Annotated in this window: 20 protein-coding genes; 6 read left to right on the top strand and 14 right to left on the bottom strand. The window is 62.3% G+C overall.

The window, feature by feature from the left end; genetic code table 11:
• Positions 1–5 precede the first annotated feature (5 nt).
• The 9 genes from sctR to sctW form a co-directional block, all read right to left on the bottom strand.
• Positions 6–659: a type III secretion system export apparatus subunit SctR gene (gene sctR / locus CE491_RS09465; RefSeq protein WP_110948094.1), complete on the bottom strand. Its 654-nt coding sequence runs from the start codon at positions 657–659 to the stop codon at positions 6–8.
• On the bottom strand, positions 656–1060 hold the full coding sequence (locus CE491_RS09460; RefSeq protein ID WP_110948093.1) for a FliM/FliN family flagellar motor switch protein: 405 nt from the start codon (positions 1058–1060) through the stop codon (positions 656–658). The genes sctR and CE491_RS09460 overlap by 4 nt, the downstream gene beginning before the upstream one ends.
• Positions 1050–1772 carry a type III secretion system protein gene (locus tag CE491_RS09455; protein ID WP_110948092.1) on the bottom strand — a complete coding sequence of 241 codons (723 nt, stop codon included), beginning with the start codon at positions 1770–1772 and terminating at the stop codon, positions 1050–1052. Before CE491_RS09455 ends, CE491_RS09460 begins: the two co-directional genes overlap by 11 nt.
• Positions 1769–2356, bottom strand: a complete 588-nt coding sequence (locus CE491_RS09450) for a type III secretion system HrpP C-terminal domain-containing protein (protein WP_110948091.1) — start codon at positions 2354–2356, stop codon at positions 1769–1771. The genes CE491_RS09455 and CE491_RS09450 overlap by 4 nt, the downstream gene beginning before the upstream one ends.
• Positions 2337–2789: a YscO family type III secretion system apparatus protein gene (locus tag CE491_RS09445; protein ID WP_110948090.1), complete on the bottom strand. Its 453-nt coding sequence runs from the start codon at positions 2787–2789 to the stop codon at positions 2337–2339. The genes CE491_RS09450 and CE491_RS09445 overlap by 20 nt, the downstream gene beginning before the upstream one ends.
• A gap of 352 nt (positions 2790–3141) precedes the next feature.
• Positions 3142–4491, bottom strand: coding sequence for a FliI/YscN family ATPase (locus CE491_RS09440; protein ID WP_110948089.1), 1350 nt, complete (start codon positions 4489–4491; stop codon positions 3142–3144).
• A complete protein-coding gene (gene sctD / locus CE491_RS09435; protein WP_110948088.1) occupies positions 4488–5453 on the bottom strand; it encodes a type III secretion system inner membrane ring subunit SctD in 966 nt (321 codons plus the stop codon). The genes CE491_RS09440 and sctD overlap by 4 nt, the downstream gene beginning before the upstream one ends.
• Positions 5454–5471: 18 nt before the next feature.
• The gene (sctV, locus tag CE491_RS09430; RefSeq protein WP_110948087.1) at positions 5472–7565 is read right to left on the bottom strand and encodes a type III secretion system export apparatus subunit SctV; all 2094 of its coding nucleotides are present in this window, start codon (positions 7563–7565) and stop codon (positions 5472–5474) included.
• Positions 7565–8686 (bottom strand): type III secretion system gatekeeper subunit SctW, encoded by a 1122-nt coding sequence (gene sctW, locus CE491_RS09425; RefSeq protein ID WP_110948086.1) that lies wholly within the window; start codon positions 8684–8686, stop codon positions 7565–7567. The genes sctV and sctW overlap by 1 nt, the downstream gene beginning before the upstream one ends.
• A gap of 244 nt (positions 8687–8930) precedes the next feature.
• Here sctW and CE491_RS09420 point away from each other — a divergent pair, with 244 nt between their 5' ends.
• The 4 genes from CE491_RS09420 to CE491_RS09405 all read left to right on the top strand — a co-directional run bounded on the left by CE491_RS09420 (position 8931) and on the right by CE491_RS09405 (position 14299).
• Positions 8931–9485, top strand: a complete 555-nt coding sequence (locus CE491_RS09420) for an RNA polymerase sigma factor (protein ID WP_110948085.1) — start codon at positions 8931–8933, stop codon at positions 9483–9485.
• Positions 9486–9945: 460 nt separating this feature from the next.
• Positions 9946–12324 (top strand): type III effector HrpK domain-containing protein, encoded by a 2379-nt coding sequence (locus CE491_RS09415; protein WP_234407558.1) that lies wholly within the window; start codon positions 9946–9948, stop codon positions 12322–12324.
• A 30-nt stretch (positions 12325–12354) separates the two neighbouring features.
• Entirely contained in the window at positions 12355–13362 is a 1008-nt protein-coding gene (locus tag CE491_RS09410; RefSeq protein ID WP_110948084.1) for a lytic transglycosylase domain-containing protein, read from the top strand.
• Between the two features lie 250 nt (positions 13363–13612).
• Complete coding sequence (locus CE491_RS09405) at positions 13613–14299, top strand: RibD family protein (protein WP_110948083.1); 687 nt, start codon at positions 13613–13615, stop codon at positions 14297–14299.
• A 5-nt stretch (positions 14300–14304) separates the two neighbouring features.
• Here CE491_RS09405 and ptrR read toward each other — a convergent pair whose 3' ends face one another.
• Entirely contained in the window at positions 14305–15195 is an 891-nt protein-coding gene (gene ptrR / locus CE491_RS09400) for a putrescine utilization regulator PtrR (RefSeq protein ID WP_110948082.1), read from the bottom strand.
• Positions 15196–15345: 150 nt separating this feature from the next.
• On the opposite strand from ptrR, the gene CE491_RS09395 reads away from it, so the two are divergent.
• A complete protein-coding gene (locus tag CE491_RS09395; RefSeq protein WP_110948081.1) occupies positions 15346–16737 on the top strand; it encodes an aldehyde dehydrogenase family protein in 1392 nt (463 codons plus the stop codon).
• Between the two features lie 72 nt (positions 16738–16809).
• Here the strand turns inward: CE491_RS09395 and CE491_RS09390 are convergent, their stop codons facing one another.
• Positions 16810–17445: a TetR/AcrR family transcriptional regulator gene (locus CE491_RS09390; protein WP_110948080.1), complete on the bottom strand. Its 636-nt coding sequence runs from the start codon at positions 17443–17445 to the stop codon at positions 16810–16812.
• Positions 17446–17634: 189 nt separating this feature from the next.
• On the opposite strand from CE491_RS09390, the gene CE491_RS09385 reads away from it, so the two are divergent.
• Positions 17635–18780 (top strand): MFS transporter, encoded by a 1146-nt coding sequence (locus CE491_RS09385; RefSeq protein ID WP_110948129.1) that lies wholly within the window; start codon positions 17635–17637, stop codon positions 18778–18780.
• Between the two features lie 15 nt (positions 18781–18795).
• Here CE491_RS09385 and CE491_RS09380 read toward each other — a convergent pair whose 3' ends face one another.
• From CE491_RS09380 to CE491_RS09370, 3 genes are read right to left on the bottom strand one after another with little or no spacing between them, the layout of a single operon-like run.
• A complete protein-coding gene (locus CE491_RS09380) occupies positions 18796–20220 on the bottom strand; it encodes an efflux transporter outer membrane subunit (RefSeq protein WP_110948079.1) in 1425 nt (474 codons plus the stop codon).
• The gene (locus CE491_RS09375) at positions 20217–21797 is read right to left on the bottom strand and encodes a DHA2 family efflux MFS transporter permease subunit (RefSeq protein WP_110948078.1); all 1581 of its coding nucleotides are present in this window, start codon (positions 21795–21797) and stop codon (positions 20217–20219) included. The genes CE491_RS09380 and CE491_RS09375 overlap by 4 nt, the downstream gene beginning before the upstream one ends.
• The gene (locus CE491_RS09370; protein WP_110948077.1) at positions 21790–22899 is read right to left on the bottom strand and encodes an HlyD family secretion protein; all 1110 of its coding nucleotides are present in this window, start codon (positions 22897–22899) and stop codon (positions 21790–21792) included. Before CE491_RS09370 ends, CE491_RS09375 begins: the two co-directional genes overlap by 8 nt.
• Positions 22900–22933: the final 34 nt, after the last annotated feature.

Below are 22933 nucleotides of genomic sequence, written 5' to 3'. Positions count from 1 at the left end.
CTGCCTCACATGTAGGAATAGAACAGGCTGTCGAGCAAGCGCGTCCAGCCTTGCACCAGTACGAACAGCAGCAGCTTGAGCGGCAGCGAAATGGTCATCGGCGAGACCATTTGCATGCCCAGCGCCAGCAGCAGATTGGAGACGATCAGGTCGATGACGATGAACGGGATATAGATCAGAAAGCCAATCTGAAACCCGGCCTGCAACTCCGAGAGCACGAAAGCCGGGACCGCCAGCAGCAGGTCGCTCTTGGTCGCCTGATCGGCCATTTCCTTGGGCCACATGCGTTGCGTGTTGTCCAGCAGATGGGCGATGACATCGGGGTCGGTGTTGCGGGTCATGAAGCGTTGCAGTGGCTCGATGACCGTATTGGCGCTGGCTTGCAGCTTGTCGGTGCTACCCATTTCCAGCGGATGATCGTGAACTCGCTGCTGGATTTCATGGGCCACCGGTGCCATGACGAACATGGTTGCGGCCAGTGCGATGCCGTACATCGCCATGTTCGGCGGCACCTGCTGCACACCGATGGCGTTGCGGGTGATCAACAGGGTCATGGCGATTTTCAGAAAGGCCGTACAGACGATCAACAGAAACGGAATCAACGATAAGGCGCCGAGGAACAGCGCCAGCAGCACCGGATTCATCCCATCCATGATCATGCGGGCGGCGCCATCCGGGTGATTTGCAGGCCCAGTCGGCCATCGACGTCCACCAGCTCACCCTCGGCGACCACACGCTCGCCGTGGCACAGGGTGGCGAAACCGGGGGTGACGCCGCTGACCTCGAGCACCGTGCCCGCCGCAACCCGGCGCAGGTCGCCCAGGGTCAGGTTGAGGCTGCCGCAGCGCAGGGTGAGGGCCATCGGCAATTGGTCGATGGCATCCAGAGGGCTGGACTCGGCCGAGGCAAAATCCTGTTGGTATTGATCAGGTTGCTGCCATCGAGCATCGCCCGTTGGCTGCTCCTCGTCATCCGCGTAGGCGTCGTAGGCCCGAGACGACTCTTCGTAATCGTCGGCGCAGGTTTCCAGCTCTTCGTCATAGAGCGCTTCATTGGCCATGTTCCAGGTCTTCCTCGTGGCTGAGCCGTACATACAGCTGTCGTTCGTGGCTGTCGGTCTGCACTGCCCATTGCCGCCCGCCCAGTTGCAGACGGCCATGGCCGTCGCTGTCGAAATGGCACAGCGGCGGCAGCAATACGTCACCCGGTTGCAGCGACGACAGTTGCGCCAGGCTCAGCGACAGCTGGCCTAACACCAGCGGTGGATTGACCGGCCATTGCTCATCGAGCGTCTGGCGGTGGGCTTGCCAGCGCGGGCTCTCCAGCAAACGCAGCAGCACCTCGGCATCGGCGCAGATCACGCTATGCAGCGACTGATCGCCCAGATGCAGCTGGATTCGGCAAGTGAGCGCAGCGGCCGACAGCGCAGTGTTGTCAGTGAGTGGCGCGAGGGGTGAAAGCAGTTCCGCGATGGCGGGACTGAATCGTTGATTGAGTGCCTGCCAGTACCAGGATTGGGGGTCGCCGCCGAGGGTGACGGGCAATTCCCCCAGCAGGCTGAGCATGGCTTCGGCGTCACTCAGGCCGAATACGCCGATGGCGCTGTCGAACCAGCAGATGGGGATTTCCAGGGCATTGCTGGCTGTCAACGGGCGCAGCCTCAGTTCGCCATCCATTCCTTGCGTATTGAATGGCAGACTCACCCCCGCGCCCAATTGGCGACTGAAGCGGGCTGCCGTCGGATCGACCTTGCGCAACGCCAACGCATTCATGCTTCACGCTCCTCATGGAAAGACAGGCCGACGTCATGGCCCAGGGCATCGGCCAGGGCGCGTTCACAAGCGCGCTGATGGGGCTTGAGACGTGAAAGCACACCGCGTCGGGCGAAGCCCAGTTCGACATTCCATTGGTTGTCACGCTTGTGGGCATTGACCTGCACCCGGCCCAGGTGGGGCATCAGCAGGGTCACGCTGAACGGGCCGTCGGGCTGCACGGGAAGACGCTCTGCCAACTCGTCGATCAAGCCGGTCGGCACGCCATCGCTGGGGGGCATCAGGTTCAGACCACTGCCGCCAAAGGTTGAGTGGTCGGGCGCTTCGCCGACCGCGGGTACCAGCAACTGAGAAAAGAACAGGCCGTCCGCATTCAGCGTTTCGGACTGATTTGGTTGATTCCAGGCGGAACGCAAACGCTCAGGCTCACCGCGACGCAGCCCGGCGACACCTGCGCGATTGGCGTTTGGCGCTGCCGGTTCGACTGGCGCCGGGCGCTGGGCGGTTGGGGTTTGCGGGCGGGGCGGGGACTTGATCGGCGTATTCATCGGGACTCGACCTTGTTCATTGAGAGGCTCGTTCATCGAGGGCTTCGGCCAGACAAGCGAGCTTTTCCACGGCGCGCTGAGAGGCTTTCGCTGCATCTTTGGCCTGCTGCAGGCGCTGTTGCTGGTCGTCGATGCCCAGCCTTTGTTGCTCGATGTCCTGGCGGATGTAGGCCAGTCGATCGAGCATGCGATTCTCCCTTTCGTGCCAGCGATCGAGTTCATTCAGCGACATGCGTTTATTCAGGTTTGCGTCGCTCAGAACCTGACGCCGTTCGCGCTGATTGGCCCGCTCCTGACTCAGGGCTTCACGGGTCTCGTGCAAATGCACCTGCATGTCCTCCAACGCCTGCTGCGCCTTGCGTTGCGCCCGCTCGGCGCTGGCCTGGCGATGTTGGCGCAGGGGGGTGAGCACGCCGATGACCTGCTCCATGGCCAGGTGCTGCGGGTCGATTTCCAGTTCTTCTTCCATCAGACAGACCCCTTGTTAGCCGACGACTTCGCACCTGTACGCGCAGGCATCATCCAGCCACTGCATAAGGTGCCTGACCCACCGCCTTCGCGGCTGGCGCGCAGCTCCGGCAGCTCCCACAGCAATGTATTTTCAAGCTTCACAGCCATTCCCGGCCAACGACCTCGCACCTGTAGGAAACGCCGGAGGTTATGACGGCAGCGAACGCGCAATTCAAGCCATTGCTTAAGTTGACTGACCAGCCACCTTCGCGGCTGGCGCGCAGCTCCGGCAGCTCCCACAGCAATGTATTTGCAAGCTTCATAGCCCGTTGGCAGCCGCGCTTACGTTCACAGGCGTCATGACCCACACGTCACTCCGGCAGTTGCGAGGTCAAGCGCATCAAGGCGTCCAGGGTCTTCTCAAGCGGCACCGGTTCTCGCAGGTCCTGACGTAAAAAGGCGTTGATCGGCTCGTTGAGCTGCACCGCGCAATCGGTCACGGGGTCGCCGCCGGGTTGGTATTCGCCCAGGCGCAGGAGCATTTCCACCTGCTTGTAGGCCGCCATCAGCCGCCGCAGCCGGTTGTTCGCTTGCTGGTGTTCGCGGCCGGTGACGTTGCCGAGAATCCGGCTGATGCTGGCCTGCACGTCGATGGCTGGGTAGTGACCGCGCTCGGCCAGTTTGCGCGACAGCACGATGTGGCCGTCCAGCAGTGAGCGCACCTCGTCGGCCACCGGGTCGTTCATCGAATCCTGCTCGATCAGCACGGTGTACAGCGCGGTGATCGAGCCGGTCTCGCTCATTCCCGCGCGCTCGACCAGACGCGGCAGCAGGGTGTAGACCGAAGGCGGCAGACCGCCACGACCCAGAGGCTCACCTGCCGCAATGCCGATTTCACGCTGGGCCCGGGCGAACCGGGTCAGCGAGTCCAGCAACAACAGCACCTTCATGCCGCGCGCACGATAGGCCTCGGCGATGGCTGTGGCCGTAAATGCCGCGCGGGCGCGTTCCATGCTGGAGCGGTCAGAAGTGGCGCAGACCAGCACCGAGCGGCTGCGCAGCGTGGCGTCCAGCTCGTGATCGAGAAACTCCCGCAGTTCACGGCCCCGTTCGCCGATCAAGCCAAAGACGATCACGTCGCAGGCCATGTTGCGCGCCAGCTCTGCCATCAGCGTGGTCTTGCCGCAACCGGCGCCGGCGAACAGCCCGACACGCTGGCCCTCGCCGAGCAGAATGGCGCTGTCGATGGCGCGCACGCCGGTGGGCAGGGCGCTAGTGATACGCGGGCGTTGGGTAGGCGGCAGGGCGTCGGCGATCACCGGTAAGGTCACCCGCCGGTCGCCGGGGCCAGCGAAGGCGCCTTGGCAGTCCTCCAGCAGCGGCCTGCCGAAGCCGTCGAGTACGCTGCCGAGCAAACTGTCGTCGACGCCGATGCGATGCGCCATGCCCAGTGGCCGGATGTGCGCGCCGACCTGAATTCCGTCGGGTGTGCCGAGGGCGCTGAGCAGCGTGCAATCGCGGGTAAAACCGACGATTTCCGCCAGCATGGTGCTCCCGTCGGCCTTGCTCACCTCGCACAGATCGCCGATTTTGGCCGCCGGAATCTGGCATTCCAGCAGTATCCCGCTGACCGCGCTCACCCGCCCACTAACCTGCACTGCGCTAAAGCCGCTCAGGCGTCTGGCGTGGCGGGTTTTCCATTGATCCAGGGCGGCGTTCACCAGTTCACCTCGTAGTGCCGCTCGCCATCGAACTGGATGTGATTGTCATCGATGCGGGTCAGACGCAGGCCGGCCAGCTCATCGCCGACGTACAGGCGATGACCGTCGGCGGTGACCAGATGCGCATGAGGCCCGGACATGATCTGCACGATGGTGAAGGGCAAGCCATTGCTTGAGGTGGTGACGTTGTCGATCAGGGCCACGGGTGAGTCATAGCGATCCTTGAAACGCTGCAGCATGCGCTGATAGACGAGCTGCGATTCGGCCTTCAGATTACCGCTCAATGCCAGCCCTTCGGGCGTCTGCTGCACATTGATGCTGCTGAGCAGGCGGTCGTTGAGCATGGTGTTGAGCTGGCGCCGGGTGTCTTCGATGCTGGTCAGTTGAATGCGTTTGTGCGCGGGTTCGGCCGCGGGTTTCGCTTTTGCGGCAGGCTGCATGTGCGGCTGAACGACCGCGGTTGCCACCAGTGGCTCAGGCCCATTGCTGCGGGTCAGACTCCACGCACTTCCAGCGATCCCCAGCAATACGCCGACGACTACGCCGGTGGTGCGATTGAGCAGACGCGAACGGGATTCGACTTTCTCCAGCGGCGGAGCACTGGGCTGAGGTTGCGGTTCCGGCTGAGGCTCGGCCTCAGGCTGCGCTATGACCGCCGGCACCGACGGCCAGGCATCGTCAGCCGCCGACACACAGAGCCAAACCGAGCCGAGCACGAACGCTATGTTGGGCGTCAGTTCAGCCGTTTCATGGCGATGACCTTCCTGATCGCCAATGCCGCCGTCAGCGGCGTTCAGCACCCAGCTTTCACCCCGACGTTGCAGGCGACAGTGCAGTTGCTCGACGCCCGGATCATGCAGGGCCAGGTCCTGTTCGGCATTCGAACCGATCGCCCATTGCTCACCCACCAACGGTAGCGCGGCGCCCTGATGCAGGCCGGTCAATACCCGTAATTCAAACATGCGAGGCTCTCCAGGAACTCAAGCGGCGTACTCGTTATCCAGCTCATCCAGGTCTTCTTCCAGATCGAAGCGGCCAAGCACTTTGACCTGCGCCGCGTTGCTGATTTCGGCGAAGGACAGCACTGGCACGTGGTAGAACTCTTCCTGCAACAAGGTACGAAGCGGGCTGCGCAGATCCTGTGCCACCAACAGCACGGCCCGTTCGGCGGTACGCACCGGGAAGGCGATGTGCAGTTGTTGCACCAGCAGCTGACTGGTTTCGTTGTCCAGGGCAAAGAAGGTTTCGGTCTGGGTCTGGCGCAGGCCGTCACGCAGAATGCCTTCGCTTTCCGGCGTGAGGACCCAGACCAGCAGCCCTTCGGCGCCGCAGTACTGGTGGTAGATCTGCGATTTCAGGGCGATGCGCACGTAGTCGGCGAGTACGGTCACTTCGCGTTCGTGCTGGCCATGTTCGATCAGGGTTTCGGCGATCACCCGGATCGCTCGCAGCGGCACGCATTCCGATGCCAGACGCTGTAATACCGCCGAAAACCGCGCCAGCGGCAGCACCCGCTGCATTTCCTGGGCGAGTTCCGGCTGTTCGCTTTCCAGCCAGCCGAGAATCGCCTTGGTCTCCTGCAGCCCGATGAACTGCGGGCCACAAGACTGCAACGCACGCTCCATGCGCTCGATGATCAGGGTCATGGCGTCGACCTGCTCGACATCAATGTCCTGCAACTGCGGATCGTCCGCCGGCAGCCACAGCCAATGGCCTTCCTGGCGCTCGACACTGCCATACACGCCGGCGTCTGGCGATTCTTCAAGCAGGCGCGCATCCACCGCGACGTGACTTTGGGTGAACGTGGCCTTGAGCAGCGGCACCTCGTAGACCGAAAAGCGAAACTCATCCGGTGGCAGATGCTCGGCCTGCTCGATGATGAACGAGGGCAGGGTCAGGCCGTATTGCACCACCAGACGGTTGCGGCGCTGGCGGATTTCGCTGACCAGCGCTTCGACCTGCGCCGGATTCTGGCTGGGGTGAAACTGCAGCACGAACTGGCGGCTGGGAGAGAAGGTGCGCAGGTCTTCACGGCCATTCATCTCGGGTGCCACCGCCACCGCCTGGGCTTGCTCGGCTTTGGGCCTGGCCCTGTGCAACTGCAGCAGCCCGCCGGTGCCGCATATGATCGCGATGACGATGAACACCGCTGTCGGCATGCCGGGCAGGGCGGCGAACCCGAGCATCGCCACCGCGGCAATGATCCACGCCTTCGGCTGGCTGGTGATCTGCTCGGCGATCTGGCGACCGATATTAGCCTCGGCGCGCTCCTCATCGGGGACGCGGGTGATGATCATGCCGCAGGTGACCGAGATCAGTAGCGCCGGAATCTGTGCGATCAGGCCGTCACCGATGGTCAGTACGGTATAAACCTGCAGTGCATCGCCTGCGCTCATGTTGTGCTGGACCACGCCGATGGCGATACCACCGATCATGTTGATGGCAACGATGATCAGGCTGGCGATAGCGTCGCCGTTGACGAACTTCATGGCGCCATCCATGGCCCCGAACAGCTGGCTTTCCTTGCCCAGTTCCGAGCGACGCTTGCGCGCTTCGAAGACGCTGATCAGGTTGGCCCGCAAGTCGCTGTCGATGGACATCTGCTTGCCGGGCATGGCGTCCAGGGTGAAGCGTGCGCCCACTTCAGCGACCCGTTCCGAACCCTTGGTGATCACCAGAAAGTTGACCACGGTGAGGATCAGGAAGATCACCATGCCTACCGCCAGGTTGCCGCCGACCACGAACTGGCCGAACGCTTCGACGATGTGACCGGCGTCCTGGTTGAGCAGGATCAGGCGCGTGGTGGAAATCGACAAGGCCAGGCGAAACATGGTGGTCAGCAACAGCACCGCCGGGAAGGTCGAGAACGCGAGCGGCCGGGGCAGGTGCATGGCGAGCATGATCAGCAGGCAGGAGATACAGATGTTGATGGCGATCAGCACATCCACCAGGCCCGTAGGCAGCGGCGTGATCATCATGAACACGATAGCGATGACCACGAAGGCGCCGACGATTTCCGAACGGCGCATCGCAGCCAGGGCGAGTTGGTTGAGCAGGTTGATGACACGATCCATCAGGCGAGGCCCCCATGCAGCTGGTTCTGTTCCAGCCGAGTCAGCTCGGCCATGAGGATGAGCAGGTTGCCCAAGGCGTTTTGCCGGCTTTTCATGTCGCGCCACAGCAGGATCGGCAGCTGTTGAAGCATCGGTCGCAAACCGTTGAGGAAGGCCAGCTGATGCTTGAGTTTCTTGCCGCCGATGTGCTGGGTCAGTTGCAGGGTTTCATTGAGGCTCATGCCCTTGCCGGACAGCGCCAGCAGGTGTTTGAGAAACGCGGCCGAGTCGACTTGCAGGCCGGGATTCTTGTTGCGCATGCGCCCCAGCAGGTGCTCGCAGCTTTGCAGCAGCGTGGCGACGTGGCGCGCGGTGTTGAGGCCGTGCATCAGCGTGCGCAACTGCTGGGGCGAGGTGGAGGGGGTGAGCGCCGACAGGTCGTCGGCGATGGCGCAGCGCATGTCACGCAGATTGACTTCGAATTCCCCGACTTGCTCTTGGTCGTTGAGCAGGGCGTCGATCAGGCCGCTGATGTTTTGCTGCCCGGCAATCGCAACATCGTACAAATTACGCAGGGCGCCGCGACGTTTGCTGTCGATTCCTGACTTGGCGAAGGCCTTGGCGCTGTTGATGCCTGCGCGGGCGCGTTTGCCGTACTTGCGGCGCAGCAGCTTCAGTTGCTGGGTGAGGACTACATGCTCGCCCGTCGCGCCATCGGTCTGGGCCTGCTTGCGCGCGGCTTGCAGCACCACATGGGCCCGGGCCGGGTCGCCCTCGGCGAAGCCCAGCACCTGCTCGAGACTGGCGGCCCGCTGTTTCTGCAACTGCTTGCGCATGTTGCGCGCCGCATCGTCGAGCCCGCTGTCCTGGCTGCCCATCAGCAGCTGATACAACTCGCCCAGCTTCACGGCCCGGGACTGCAATGCATTGCTGCTGGCCAGCAGTTCCCGCTGCCCGAGATTGCGGGTCTGCTGCACCAGCGCTGCAGCGAATCGCGACACCTGTTGCGGCGAGGTGCCGCCCATATTAGGCGTGTTGGTGCGCAGCGCCATGACGGGAGTCGCCGCGCCCTTGACTGCATTCGCAGAGGCGGTTTCGAGGGCGCGCAGCGCTTGTGTCACAACGGGAGCGGAGATCTTCATAGGACGATTCTGAGCGTGGTCATGCGCTCTGAGTGGGCCGTGCGGGGATTACGGTTCCATCAAGTCGCCGCTCGATGAGTCTGTGCCAAAAATCGTTTGCCAATCAGTGTGCTCGCGCAAGATCTTGCACAGCGTGAAAGGTGCATAATTTAATAAGGTAATAAAATCAATAGGTTGCGGCAGTAAATCGGCTGGCATGCATATCGCTATAGGGCTTACACACTTCAAACAAGGAAGAGCCCTGATGTCTCCAAGTCTCGCGATACTCGACATTGAACCTTCCGCCGGCCGTCATTCGACTCAAGGAATCCGCCAGTTGTCCAGCGATCAGGTAAAGATGATTCGCGCGTTTATTCAGAAGCGGGTGATGAACCCGGACGATGTCGATGACATCCTGCAATGCACGTTTCTCGAAGCGCTGCGTAGCGAGCATAAATTCCAGAATGCGAGCAAACCCCAAACCTGGCTCTGCGGCATCGCGCTGAACCTGATCCGTAATCACTTTCGCAAGCTTTATCGTCAGCCCTATCAGGAAAGTTGGGAAGACCATACCCATTCCGAACTCGACAGCCACGGCGATATCGGCCATCAGGTGGACGGGCATCGGCAATTGGTTCGGGTGGTCAAGGCGATCGGCACGCTGCCTTCGAACATGCAGCGGGTGATCGAGGTGTCACTGCAAATGGACGGTAACTATCAGGAGACCGCGACGTCGCTGGGCGTGCCCATCGGCACGGTGCGTTCACGGCTGTCCCGGGCAAGGGAGCAGTTGAAACGGCAGATGGACCCGTTCGCCTGAGGCTGTGCCAGCGTGGGCCGAGCGCAGCCGAAACGGCGAGACCGTTTCAGATGTGCTCGGAGACCGTCGCAGCGGTGACCAGGTCGTAGAACGCAAAGGCGCGATTGACCAGAAATACGGTGACGACAGTGAGAGCGGCGGCGTTGATCAGATGCACAGTCATGGTAGGTAATCCGTGTCGATAAGGGGGGAAGTGATGGGGCGATGTTACGCGAGCCCCACGGAACCTGAAGACATTCGGCGTTATGGTGTTCATCAACGGGATTGATGGGACGGGTACCGCCCCCCCTGTCAGGGCTGGAAGCAACTGGCCTTGAGGGCCCGGCGACGGATGACGATTAAGGTCGTTGGTAAGGCCGGCCGAATCGAACATGGCCGACACAAACAGAAACATTTTCCGGAACCGACTTCCTTTTCGAACCACACAGTTGCCATCCTTCATTCCCGGATGGCGACTCCCATGCGTATTTCGAACAGCCCTTACAGCGGTATCGCGCCCCAGTCCGACAGCGGTGATTCCATCAAGCAATCGCCCCTCGGCAAATCCGCGCTCAATGGGCCAAAAACGCTGCTGGCCCAGGGCGGCGCGGTCAACCCCAACGTGCAGTTCGGTGCTGCCACCGCGCAACCTGCCGGCGATGTGGAATCAACGAAAAAACAGCTGTCGTCCCTGCTGACGCAACTCACGCAGCTGTTCAAAGGCAATGCCCAGGCCCAGCCGAATGCCTCGCAGCCTAATACCACTCGGCCAGACCGCACTCAGACGCCGCCCGCCAACACGCCCACTCAGGCGCCGACTGCAGCCAGCAAACCGGCAGCGGTCAGTGACGTCACGGTAATTAAACCGACAGTGCCCACCGACACCGCCAAATCCGCGGATCAGCCCAAGGCCGCTGAGGCAAGTTTTCTCGACGACTCCAAATATTCTTCGCCCAAGGAACTGGAGCGCTGGGCGCCGATGGTTGCCAACTTGCCGCCGGATCAGCGTGAGCAAGCGGCGAAAGAGCTGAACAGGCCCATCGCCGCAGCGCGCATGGCCGCCGAGAAAGGCCCGGATGCGGCCAAGGCCATGGACTTCATCAACGCCAACCCGTCGCTGAAAACCGCTGTCGATACCGGCAAGCATGGCGGCAAGGCTGACGGCAAGATCACCGACGGCGATCTCAAGGCTTTCGCCAAGAACATGCAAAAGGCCGCTGACAGCGGCGACAAGGACATCGCCAACTACCAGAAGGACCACCCCGATGCCGATCCGCAATCGCTGGAACTGGTGCGCAGCGCCGCATTGATGCGCGCCAACGAGCCGCTGACCCGGGCCGCCGACCCCAAACACGCGCTGGATGCCGACGACAAGACCAAGGTCAACAACCTGACCAACGCTGATGGCCTGAAAGCCATTCAGAACGACAACCCAGGCCTGGGCGGGCCACTCAAGCAGGCGGCCAAAACCTGGTCGCAACCGGGCTTTCTCACGCAGATCGATCAGGGCGGCCTTGAGGGACGATCACTGGCAGCCCACAGCCCTGACAAGCAATTCAGCGCCAGCAATATCAGCGACTGGATCAAGAAACAGGCGCCCACCAATGGCGGGGAATTCGCCAGCGTGCTAAGTGACGCGGCGACCCTCAACTCGGTGGCCAACACCGACATCAGCAAGCTGGGCAAGGACGTCTTCGATAACCCATCGAAATACAGCGGCGAGCAGAAGGCTGCGGTGATGGTCAAGTTGCAGCAGACCCAGCAAAGCGTGGTCGCCGGACATGACCTGCGCAAAACTGAAAAAACCGAAGACGCACTGAACGAGAAAATCTCCCAGCTGCAGGCTGACCCGGATGTTCAGGCGTTTCTCGACAAGCAGATCCCTGCGCAATCGCGCGCCCTGGTGAACAGCACCCCGACCTTGCAAAAAGCGGTCAACGAGCAGATGCAGAAGGTCAACAGCGGCGAGGCGCTGCAGACCGACCTGAAGACCGCCGACGAGGCCACCAGCAAAGACAAACCTAATCCCGATTACAGCAGCGCCATCGGCGGGCTGTCGGCACAGCTGCAGATGCAGAAAGACTTGCTCGGGCCTGATGCCAACGTACCCAGCGCACAACAGGTACTGGGGCAGCGGCCGGATTTGCAGGGCAAGGTTCAGGAGTCCTACGTGCGCAACTTCAGCGAAGGTGGCGCTGCGAAGCAGTTGTTGCACCAGAAGAAAGCCGACGGCGAGCAGGCCCTTAACAGCGCCGATGCACAGAAAGCGGCCTACGACAGCGTGCTGCCCGAGGATTTCGTCCAGGGCCAGCAATCGAGCTACGTGCAGTCCACCTTCGCCCAGCTTCAGGATTCCAAGGTCGGGCGCAAACTGCTGGAAAGCGCCAAGGGTGACAAGGACCATGCGCCGTCCATGGCCGCGCAGGTCGCGTCACGGATGGGGCCGGAGGCGTTGCAGTCAGTCGCAGGGTTCGCCTCGGTCTCGGACATGCTGGCCCGTGGCGACAAGACCGACGCGGCAAAAACCATCTACGACAGCACCAAATCCGGCCTCTCGGCGGCCAAGCAGGGGTACGACGCAGTGGCCAAATCCGCTGGCCGCGCGGGGCTGGGTGAGGTCGCGGCCAAGGTGGGCGGACGGGTCGCGGGCATGGTGGCCGGGGAGGCCGCAGGCATGGCTGCCGGCGCTGCGATCGGCGCCTCGATCCCGGTGGTCGGCTGGATCGCCGACGCTGCCATGAGTTTGGGTTTCGGCATCTCGGCCATCATCGAAGCGGTGAAAAAACACAAGGCGCAGAAAGCCTTCGATCACAACGTCGATCCGGTTCTGGACCAGTTCGGCATTCCCAAGGCCCATTGATTCCCCCTGACCTGAAAGAGGTAAACGATCATGAGTATCGGTGTTTCGTCGGTTCGCCCGCTGCAGGATCTGAGTACGCCCACGGACTTCTCGTCGCTGAGTGGCAAGTCAGCGCAGCACAACCCGTTGAATGGCGGTGGCAGTGGCAATCAGAGCATTGATCCGAGCACATTGCTGTTCGCCAGTTCCACCCAATCGCAGGTCAACTTCGCGCCGCCCAATAGCCAGGATCCGCAAGTGCAGGCGGGCAATCCGCTGTCGGGCAATGACAATCAGAGCACTCTGAATCAGACCGGAATCGTCCAGCAGATCATGAGCCTGCTGATGGAGCTGATGCAGATGCTCACGCAGAACAACCCCGATCAACCGAACGCCAACAATCTGGCGACTCAAGGCGGCGGTGGCAGTGGTGGTGGAGGGAGCGGTAGTGTCGATGGCGCGGGTGGCGAAGGCGGAGCAGGCGAGGGCGGTGGCGATTCCGTAGCTTCGGCGGACGCTGGCTCGGGAGTGAGCGCACCGACCGATGATGCTGCCAGCGCTGTGTCGGAGAATAGCTCGCCAAGCGGCCCCGGCGATCTGCATTTGCCCAAGCAACTCGAACCGTACCGCGCGGACATCATGGATGCTTCCAATGCGACCGGCGTGCCGGCAAGCGTGCTGGCCGGGCAGATCTGGGCCGAGTCTCGCGGTCAGCTGGGTCAGGACACCACCAACGTCAACGGCAAGACCGATGCGGGCCTGATGCAGGTCAACGCGGACACCTTCGCCGGCGTTAAAAAGGAAAACCCCGATCTGCTGGGTAACGCCGACGTGAACAACGTCCACGACAACATCATGGCCGGTGCGCTGTACATGCGCGACCAGCAAAAGGCATTCGGCGATGTGGGCTCGGCGCTGAGGGCCTACAACTCAGGCCCCGACAAAGTGGATAAGAGCGATCTGTCCAACGCTGGTGGAGTCGGCGATCCGAACTACGTGAACAACGTGATGAATTTCGCAAAAATCATCGAGAGCGGGCAGGGGCAGCTTCCGGCGTGATGATCGCGCGCTTGTCGAAGGCGGCGCTTATGAGCCAGCCACCGTCGATTCCTTGCGGCCTGTGCGCCTGAACTGCATCGGTGTAGCGAGCTGGCGCACCCCGGCATTCTGGTGGAGATCAAATGCGCGGCGGTGCGGCGCAAAGGATGATCGGCGGGAACCGGTCGGAATGCGCTGAACTATCGTCTCGCATTCCCGGTCGGTTCTACATCGCTCATCCATCCATCGCTCACCCACTATGGAGTCAGTCATGCAGCCTTATGTCATCTGCCACATGATGTCGTCGCTGGACGGTCACGCCCTTACCGACGGCTGGGATCGCGCATTCAAGAAGGACGCCGGCGATCTCTACGAGAAGCTCGCCCAGACCTTCGAGTTCGACGCATGGATCTGCGGCCGAGTGACGATGCAGGAAATCGCTCACGACGATGGCTATCCCACGGGCCTGGCGAAAGCGCCGATCGCTCGCACCCATCACTTCGTCGAGCGCAATGCCAAGGCCTACGCCATCTCCATCGATCCTCACGGCAAGGTCGCCTGGAAGAAGAACGTTGCCCTTGATTCTCACGTGGTTGAAGTGCTGACCGAAGGGGTTTCGGACGATTACCTGGCCTATTTGCAATCGGTGGGCGTGTCGTACATCTTCGCCGGCAAAACCGACATCGACCTCAAGCAGGTAATCGACATTCTGGGCAAGGAACTGGGCTGCAAACGGCTGATTGTCGAGGGTGGTCCTCACGTCAGTGGCTCGTTCGTCAACGCCGGACTGGTGGACGAAGTGAGCGTACTGATCCTGCCGCTGGTGGATGGCCGGGGCGATCATCCGGCGTCCTTCGAAGTGTCGGCCGATGCCTGGAAGCAACCCGCCCACCTGGCGCTGACCTCGGCCGAGGTTCAGGAAGGCGGCGCGGTCTGGTTGCGCTACAAGAAGCCCTGAGCGGGTTAACCGGCCAGGCGCGGTTCGGCGTCGCGCTGCACCGCGTTCTGCACCAGATCGATGAATGCGCTGAGCGCCGGTGAACGCACGCCCCGTCGCCAGGTCAGCCAGATGTTCAGATAACGAAACTCCTCGCTGAGCGGATAGGCGTGCACGTTACGACTCCCAGGCATGCTTTCGAGCATGCTGCGCGGCACCATCGCCACCCCCGCGCCTGCCGTGACGCAGGCGAGCATGCCGTGGTAGGACTCCATCTCGAAGATCGTACCGGGGGTGGCCATGTCCGCCTTGAACCAGGCTTCGAAGTGCCGCCTGTATGAGCAGTTCTGACGGAACGCATACACGGTCTTGCTGCTCACTTCCTGCGCTCGCGTCATCGGTTCATGACTGGCCGCCGTGATCAGCAGCATCTCTTCTTCGAACAGCTCGATGCCTTCCAGCTCTGGATGCCGCAGCGGGCCATCGACGAATGCCGCGCTGAGTCGACCCGAGAGCACGCCGTCGATCATGTCGCCGGAGGGACCGGTCGACAGGTCCAGCTCGACCTTGGGGTAGCGCTGGTGGAATTCAGCGAGCAAGGAGGGAATGCGTACCGCGGCGGTGCTTTCCATCGAACCCAGAGAGAAAACGCCTTGTGGCTCGGAGCCTGACGTGGCCTGGCGGGCCTCTTCCACCAGATCGAGGATGCGGCGGGCGTAGTCAAGGAAGGTCCACCCGGTAGGCGACAAGCGCAGGCGTAGCTTCTCGCGGATGAACAGATCGACGCCCAATTCCTGCTCCAGCTGCTTGATGCGGGTGGTCAGGTTGGACGGCACCCGATGCAGGCGCTGGGCGGCGGCGGTGATGCTGCCTTCTTCGGCGACGGCCTTGAACAGCTCGAGTTGGGTCAGGTCCATGGGGCATCTCAGTCTTTCACGTTTAGAGAATGTATTTTTGATAATTATTCATTATCGAAAATTTCTGCGAGAGCCTATCGTGGTCCCAAGACTTCGGCAACGGGTGTCAGCCCGGTGGTGAAGATCAACCCCTACAGAAGGCGCATCGTCATGTCACAACATGCATCCCCGACTCATGCCATTTCATTGAATCCGGCCACCGGCAAGGTGTTCGCCGAGTACCCGTTCGAACAAGCCGCTGATCTCGAGCAATCCCTGAGCCGCGCCGCTGCAGGTTTCAAGGCATGGCGCAAAGAGCCGGTGAGCGTACGTGCCGAGCAGTTGCGCAAGATCGCCAAGGTCCTGCGCAAAAATGCCGAAGCGTTGGCGCAGATGATGACCGCCGAAATGGGCAAGCCTATCGCTCAATCCCGTGGCGAAGTGGAAAAGACCGCCGCGACCTGCGAGTGGTACGCCGAAAACGGCCCAGCTATGCTGGCCCCGGAAAAGACCCCGGTGGAAAACGACAAGGCCTGGATCGACTACCTGCCTCTGGGGCCGATCCTGGCGGTCATGCCGTGGAACTTCCCGATCTGGCAGGTCATGCGCGGTGCGATTCCGATGATCCTTGCGGGCAACACTTATGTGCTCAAGCATGCGCCGAACGTCATGGGCAGCGCGTATCTACTGCGTGATGCGTGGGCCGAGGCCGGCCTGCCGGAGGGTGTGTTCGAAGTGATCAACGTTGGCAACGAGGGCGTTTCCAGGGCTATCGCCGATCCGCGCATCGCTGCCGTCGCGGTCACCGGCAGCGTTCGCGCAGGTTCTGCCATTGCCGCCCAGGCAGGCGCTGCGTTGAAGAAATGCGTGCTGGAGCTGGGTGGCTCCGATCCATTTATCGTGCTGGCCGATGCTGATCTCGATGAAGCAGTGAAGGCGGCGACAATCGGGCGTTATCAGAACAGCGGCCAGATCTGTGTAGCGGCCAAGCGCATCATCGTCGAGGAAAGTGTGCTGCCGGCGTTTACCGAGAAGTTCGTGGCAGCGGTCAAGTCGCTCAAGGTCGGTGATCCGCTGGCTGAGGACAACTATATCGGCCCGATGGCTCGTTATGACTTGCGTGACGAGTTGCATGAGCAGGTGCTGAAGACACTCGGCGAAGGCGCGACGTTGTTGTTCGGCGGGGAGAAAATCGCCGGCGAGGGTAACTATTACGCGCCGACAATTCTTGCCGATGTGCGCCCCGGCATGACCTCGTTCAAGGAGGAGCTGTTTGGTCCGGTGGCATCCCTGATCATCGCGCGTGATGCGCAGCATGCGGTGGAACTGGCCAATGACAGTGAGTTCGGTCTGGCGGGCAGTGTGTGGTCGGCTGACGTGAGTAAGGCGCGTGATATCGCTGCGCGCCTTGAGACCGGCGGCGTGTTCATCAATGGTTACACGGCGTCTGATGCGCGTGTGCCGATCGGCGGGGTGAAGAAGAGCGGCTTTGGTCGTGAGCTGTCGCATTTCGGGATTCGTGAGTTTTGTAATGCGCAGACGGTTTGGTTGGATCGTCGGTAAACCCGTGGGGCTCAGCCATTTGGAAAACCAGTGGCGCGGCTTGTCGGCGGTAGCGATCGCTGGAACGTCTACTCAATCGCTTAGCGACGTCATTCGCTGCGTCGCCTGAGCATCCCAGACCGTCATGATCTGGGTGATCGCGGCCTCGAACACGCGGTGCTTGACCCCATCCCTGGCCAACGTCGACAGCCCCAACAAAAAACTGTCAAACACCGCTCCCAGTGCACGCGGGTGGGTGCTGGCAGGCAACTCCTGATCGGCAACACCCCGCTCGACGCAGGCGATGAAGCCGGCACGGGTCCTGGCCCGCGAGATGGTCAGTTTTTCCGTGACCTGCGCATGCTCCGCTGTCGGCGCGCTCATCACGCCCAGCGCCACCATGCAGCCCTTGGGGTGGTGGCGTTCGCACTGCATTTTGGCCGAGCGTCGCAGGGCCAGCTCGATGGCCGCGCGCGGGCGCAATGCCGGATCCCACAGGCACTCGGTCACCTGAGCGAAGGTGTCCAGATAGCGCTGGACCGCCTCCTGAAACAGCGTCTCCTTTGACCCGAACGCCGCATAAAAACTGGGCGCGGAAATCCCGCCGCCAATGCCGGCTTTCAACTGGCTGAGCGAGGTTGATTCATATCCATGCTCCCAGAACAGGTGCATGGCTTGTTCGATCGCCTGCTCGCGATCGAAAGTGCGAGGGCGGCCCATCTGCGCCATACGAGACTCCTTCAGAGTGACGAGATCGATACTACTCGATACAAAAGTCATTGACCAAATTTTTGCCATTGCCCAATATCTGTACCAATCGATACGTAAATTACGAGGTACAGACTTGTGACGACACCCGAGCCACAACTACAGCAGCAGGCCGAGCGATTGCCCTTTGGAGCGCTGTTGGCGCTGGCAATGACCGGCTTCATCTGCATCGTGACGGAAACGCTACCGGCCGGTTTGCTGCCTGAAATCAGCCGGGGGCTGGATATTTCGGCATCGTGGGCCGGGCAGATGGTCACCGTGTATGCGCTGGGTTCCTTGCTGGCCGCCATCCCGTTGGCCATCGCGACACAAGGCTGGCGACGCCGTACGGTACTGCTGGCGACGATCATCGGCTTTCTGCTGTTTAACTCGATCACCGCACTGTCTTCCAGCTACACGCTGACACTGGTCGCACGCTTCTTCGCCGGCGTATCTGCCGGGCTCGCCTGGAGCCTGCTGGCCGGCTATGCGCGGCGCATGGTGTCGGTGCCGCTGCAGGGCAAAGCGCTGGCAATCGCGATGGTCGGTACGCCCATTGCGCTGTCCCTCGGCGTGCCGTTGGGCACCTGGCTCGGCGGGTTGGTAGGGTGGCGCATGGCGTTCGCGCTGATGTCCGGCCTGACCCTGGTGTTGATTGCCTGGGTGCTGATCAAGGTGCCTGATTACCCCGGCCAATCCTCCTCGCAACGTCTTGCACTTGGTCAGGTGTTCACGACGCCGGGCGTGCGTCCGGTGCTCGGCGTGGTCGTGACCTGGATGTTGGCGCATAACATTCTCTATACCTACATCGCCCCGTTCGTCTCGGCGGCCGGGCTGGCAGATAGGGTCGACGTGGTATTGCTGGTGTTCGGCATTGCAGCGTTGCTGGGCATCTGGATCACGGGGCGGCTGGTCGATGGTCATCTACGAACAGCGGTGCTGATGAGCCTGGCGAGCTTCGCGGTGGTTTCAGTGTTTTTCGGCATCGCTTCAAGCTCTGCCGTGGCGATTTTCGTCGGCGTGTTCGTGTGGGGGCTGACCTTCGGCGGCGCCGCCACGCTGTTGCAAACCGCCCTCGCTGACTCGGCAGGCAGCGGCGCGGATGTCGCGTTGTCGATGAACGTGGTGGTCTGGAACAGCGCCATTGCCGCCGCAGGATTGCTCGGCGGTGTGCTGCTCGATCGGTTCGGCGTGGTCTCGTTCCCGTGGGTGCTGCTGGCGTTGTTGCTGATCAGTTTTTCGATCGCCCTGAACGCCCGTGTGAGCGGCTTTCCCGCCGGCGCGCGACATGGCAACACCGTCGTGGCGGGACACTGATCGAGAGATGGGCTGTCAGAGTGTCCAGCCCAGGCCCAGCGATTTGTGCAGCGAAGCGAAGTCCTTGAGCAGGGCGGCATCGCCGGAGATTCGGCTTTCTTGCGCCTGATACCGGGTGCGCTCAGCGTCCAGCCAGTCCAGGGTGCTGGCGGTGCCCGCGCGATAGCGCTGTCGAGTCAGATCGGCAGCGCGTACCGCCGATGCTTCGACGTTACGCAGCAGGACGACGTTTTCCCGCTGATGCCCATAACGGGCCAGGGCGACATCGGCATCCCGCAGCGCACTCAAGACCACACGTTTGTACTGCGCGAGGGCGTCGTCACGCCCGGCTTGCGCGCCCTCGACGCCGGCCGCCACGCGACCGAAATCAAGGACGTTCCAGGTTAGCCGCGGCAACAGCAGCCAAGTGCCGTTGTCCTTGCGCGCGAGATGGCCGGGGTCGGCGGCCGAGAACGACAGGTCACCCATGAGACTGAGTTTCGGGAACCAGTCGGCTTTCTTTTCGCCGATCTGCGCATTGCTTGAAGCCAGCGCACGCTCAGCGACGCGAATATCCGGCCGCGCCTTGAGAATGGCAGCAGGGTCGGCGAACGGCACGTGGGCGGGAATCGATGGCAACGGCCGCGCCGTATTGAGGCGAGTGTCCAGTTCGCCGGGTTCCAGGCCGCAGAGCAGGCCCAACTGATCCACCGACTCGACAATCGACGCCTGCAGCGGCAGCCGCTGGGCGCGAGTGTTTTCCGCTTGAGTCAGCACTTGCTCCAGTTGCAACTGTGAGGCCACACCGCGGCTGCGACGCTGACGGGTGAGGTCCAGGGCCTGTTGTTCGATATCGACACTGGCGTCCACCAGCGCCAATCGCGCCTGTTGATCGCGCAGATCGGCGTAGCTCTGCACCACTTCGGCGGCCAGCTGTACCTGAGCGTCCGCCAACCGCGCCTCTGACGACTGCGCTTCGGCCTGCGCCGCTTCGATGGCCCGGCGGGTGCCGCCGAACAGGTCGGCTTCCCAGCTGGCATCGAAGCCGGCCAGGTACAGCGTTAATGGGCCGCGACCGCTGCCTCCGTTGTTACCACCAAGCGCCGAGGTGTCGGGCGAGCGCAACTTGAGCATCGCGGCATCGCCACTGATTTTCGGCATCAGATCGGCGTTCGCGTTGCTCAGGCTGGCGCGCGATTGCCGCAGGCGTGCTTGCGCCGTGGCGATGTCCGGGCTGTTTTGCATGGCCTGGCTGATGAGTTCATTGAGCTGTGGATCGCCCAGCGACCACCACCACTGCGCGACCGCCGGTTCCCTGGAGGCCGCTTCGTCGGCATGGGGCAGACGCCCGGCGGCCAGGGTTTTCGGTGCGACGACAGGCGCACCGTGATAATCCGGGCCGACGGTGCAGGCAGATAACAGGCCGAGAGTCAGCAGAAGAGGAAATGAACGAGCAATCATTTTGGTGAGCCTGCCTGCGCCGCGCGCTTTTTCAAGATGAAGATCAGAGGGAGGCAAGCCAGCATCGCCAGGCCCAGCACATGGAACGCGTCGTTGTAGGCCAGCACCGAGGCTTGCTGCGCGATGTCGTTGGCCAGCTGCGCGAAGGCTTGCAATTGCGCCGTTGAAGGGTCGCCGGTCTGCGCCAGATAGCTCGCGGTGTTGCTCGCCATGTGGTCCTGCGCCAGTTGGCTGTTGGCCAGGATACCCTCGCGCAATACATCGTCGTGGAAGTGGCTGCGCCGATCCATCAGTACACCGAGCAGCGCCAGGCCCAGCGTGCCGCCGAGGTTGCGGGACATGTTGTAGAGCCCGGCGGCATCCCCCGCGTCCCTGGTCTCCACCGAGCGCATGGACAACTGGCTCAGCGGCATCATTACCAGGATCTGCGCGACGCCGCGCAGTAATTGCGAAAGCGCGAAATCATGGCCGACACTTTCAGAGGTCAGCTGCGTGTCGAGAAAACAGCTGCCCCAATACAGCAGCAGACCCAGGCCAACCATCAGCCTGAGGTCATAGCGGCCCAGCATTTTCGGCAGCACCGGCATTAACAGGAACGCCGGAATGCCCGAGAGCAACATGATCGAGCCTGACTGTTGCGCGTTGTAGCCGGACAGAATGCCGAGGAACTGGGGCACCAGATAAGCCGTGCCGTACAGCCCGGCACCGACTGCCGTGGCAATCAGCAAGACACTGCCGAAGCTGGCGTTGAGCAGCAGTTGCAGACGCAGGATGGGCGTGCTCGACCTGATTTGGCCGACGACAATGAGGAACAAGCCGGCCACCGCGGCAATGCTCAGCCAGATGATCAGCAGTGAATCGAACCAGTGCTCGCGCTGGCCTTCTTCAAGTACAACCGTCAGCGAACTGAGACCCATCGCCAGCCCGATAATGCCCAGCCAGTCGGCCTTGATGAAACGCTCAAGGTTCATCTTCTCGGCGGGAAGTCCGGTAAGCAGCAAGGTGATCAGTGCGATGCTGATGGGCAGGTTGAGAAAGAAGCACCAGCGCCAGTTGATGTTTTCCGTCAGCCAGCCACCGACCACCGGCCCCATCAGCGGCCCCAGGATCGCCGTCATGCCGAACAACGTGGTGCCGATTGCCAACTGATGCGGCGGCAGGCGCGTGCGGACGATGGTCTGCGCGGTCGGAATCATCGCGCCGCCGGCAAGACCCTGGCCGATGCGTCCGGCGATCATCGCGCCGAGGCTCGACGACAGGCCGCAGAACAGCGAGAAGAAGGTGAACATCAGCGCGGTGCCGATCAGAAAGCGGCGCAGGCCAAACACTCGGGTCAGCCAGGCGGCGAGGGGGATCATGACGATTTCCGACATCAGGTAGCCGGTAGCGATCCAGGTGCCTTCGGTGCCCGTTGCGCCGATCTGACCCTGAATCTGCGGCAGCGCCGAGTTGGTGATCGAGACATCCAGCGTCGCCAGCAAGGCCCCCAACGAGCCTGCCGCGACTGCGATCCAGTCAGTCAGCGAGGCGTTGCGGGGCTTGTCGGCGGGCAGGGCGGTCAGCGTCGCTTCAGCCATGGCTCGCGTCTGCCTTGCCGGTGCGGGTGTCCACGTCCACTGTCGCAGACAGGCCGGGCACCAGCGCCGGGCGAACATCGTCGGTCACGTCCAGGGCTATCCGAACCGGCACCCGCTGCACGATCTTGGTGAAGTTGCCGGTGGCGTTGGACGGCGGCAGCAATGCGAACTGAGCGCCGGTGCCGGGGGCGAGACTGTCGATGTGGCCCTGCAGCTCGTGGCCCGGCAGCGCATCGACATGCACAGTCACGGCCTGGCCGGCGCGCATGTCGCCGATCTGGGTTTCCTTGTAATTGGCGGTCAGGTAGATCGCGTTCACCGGCACCACGGTCAGCAGGCGAGTACCCGGTTGCACGTACTGGCCGACACGTACCCCGCGGTCGGCGATTCGACCGTCCAGCGGACTGCGAATGACCGCGTCGTCGACATCCAGTTGACGCTGCGCCTCGCTGGCCTTGGCCACCCCCAATTGCGCCTGGGCCTGTTTCAGCTGGGCCTGCAAGGTGCCATAACGCGTCTGGCTGGAGCGCAACGCTGCCTGTTTCGCCGCAACGGTGCTGCGGGCCTGGGCCAGTTCGTTGTTCAGTTGGGCGAGGCGCTCTTGCGGTTCAGCGCCCGAGCGTGCCAGTGGCGCATAACGGGCGACTTCGATCTGCGCATGTTTTGCGTCGGCTTCGGCACCTTGCAATTGGGCACGAGCCTCGGCAATCGTCGAGTCCTGCTGCAGCAGATCCGCCTCGGCCTTGGCCAGGTCGGCGATGCGTGCCGCTATGGTCGCCGACGCTTCATCGCTGACCGCCTGGTACTTGCGTGCATCGAGCCGCACCAGGATGTCGCCGCGCTTGACGGTCTGGTTATCCGCGACCAGCACCTCGCCGACATAGCCGCTGATCTTCGGTGCGACGCTGATGCTGTCGGCCTGCAGATAGGCGTCGTCGGTGGTTTCGATGAAGCGTCCGGTGAGCCACCACCACATGCCCCAGCCCAGGCCAATTAGCAGCGCGGCGATGCCCAGCGCCAGCAATATTCGTCGAGCCTTGCCACGCTGGCCGTTGGCGGTTTCTTCAGGAATGACCTGAGGTGAGGGTTGTGCAGCGGACATCAGGTCGCTCCAAATTTATATCAGGTGGAATAAA

Source organism: Pseudomonas bohemica, assembly GCF_002934685.1.
Classification (GTDB): Bacteria; Pseudomonadota; Gammaproteobacteria; order Pseudomonadales; family Pseudomonadaceae; genus Aquipseudomonas; species Aquipseudomonas bohemica.
Note: the sequence above shows the minus strand (reverse complement) of the source record. Positions and strands in the feature narration are given on the sequence as shown.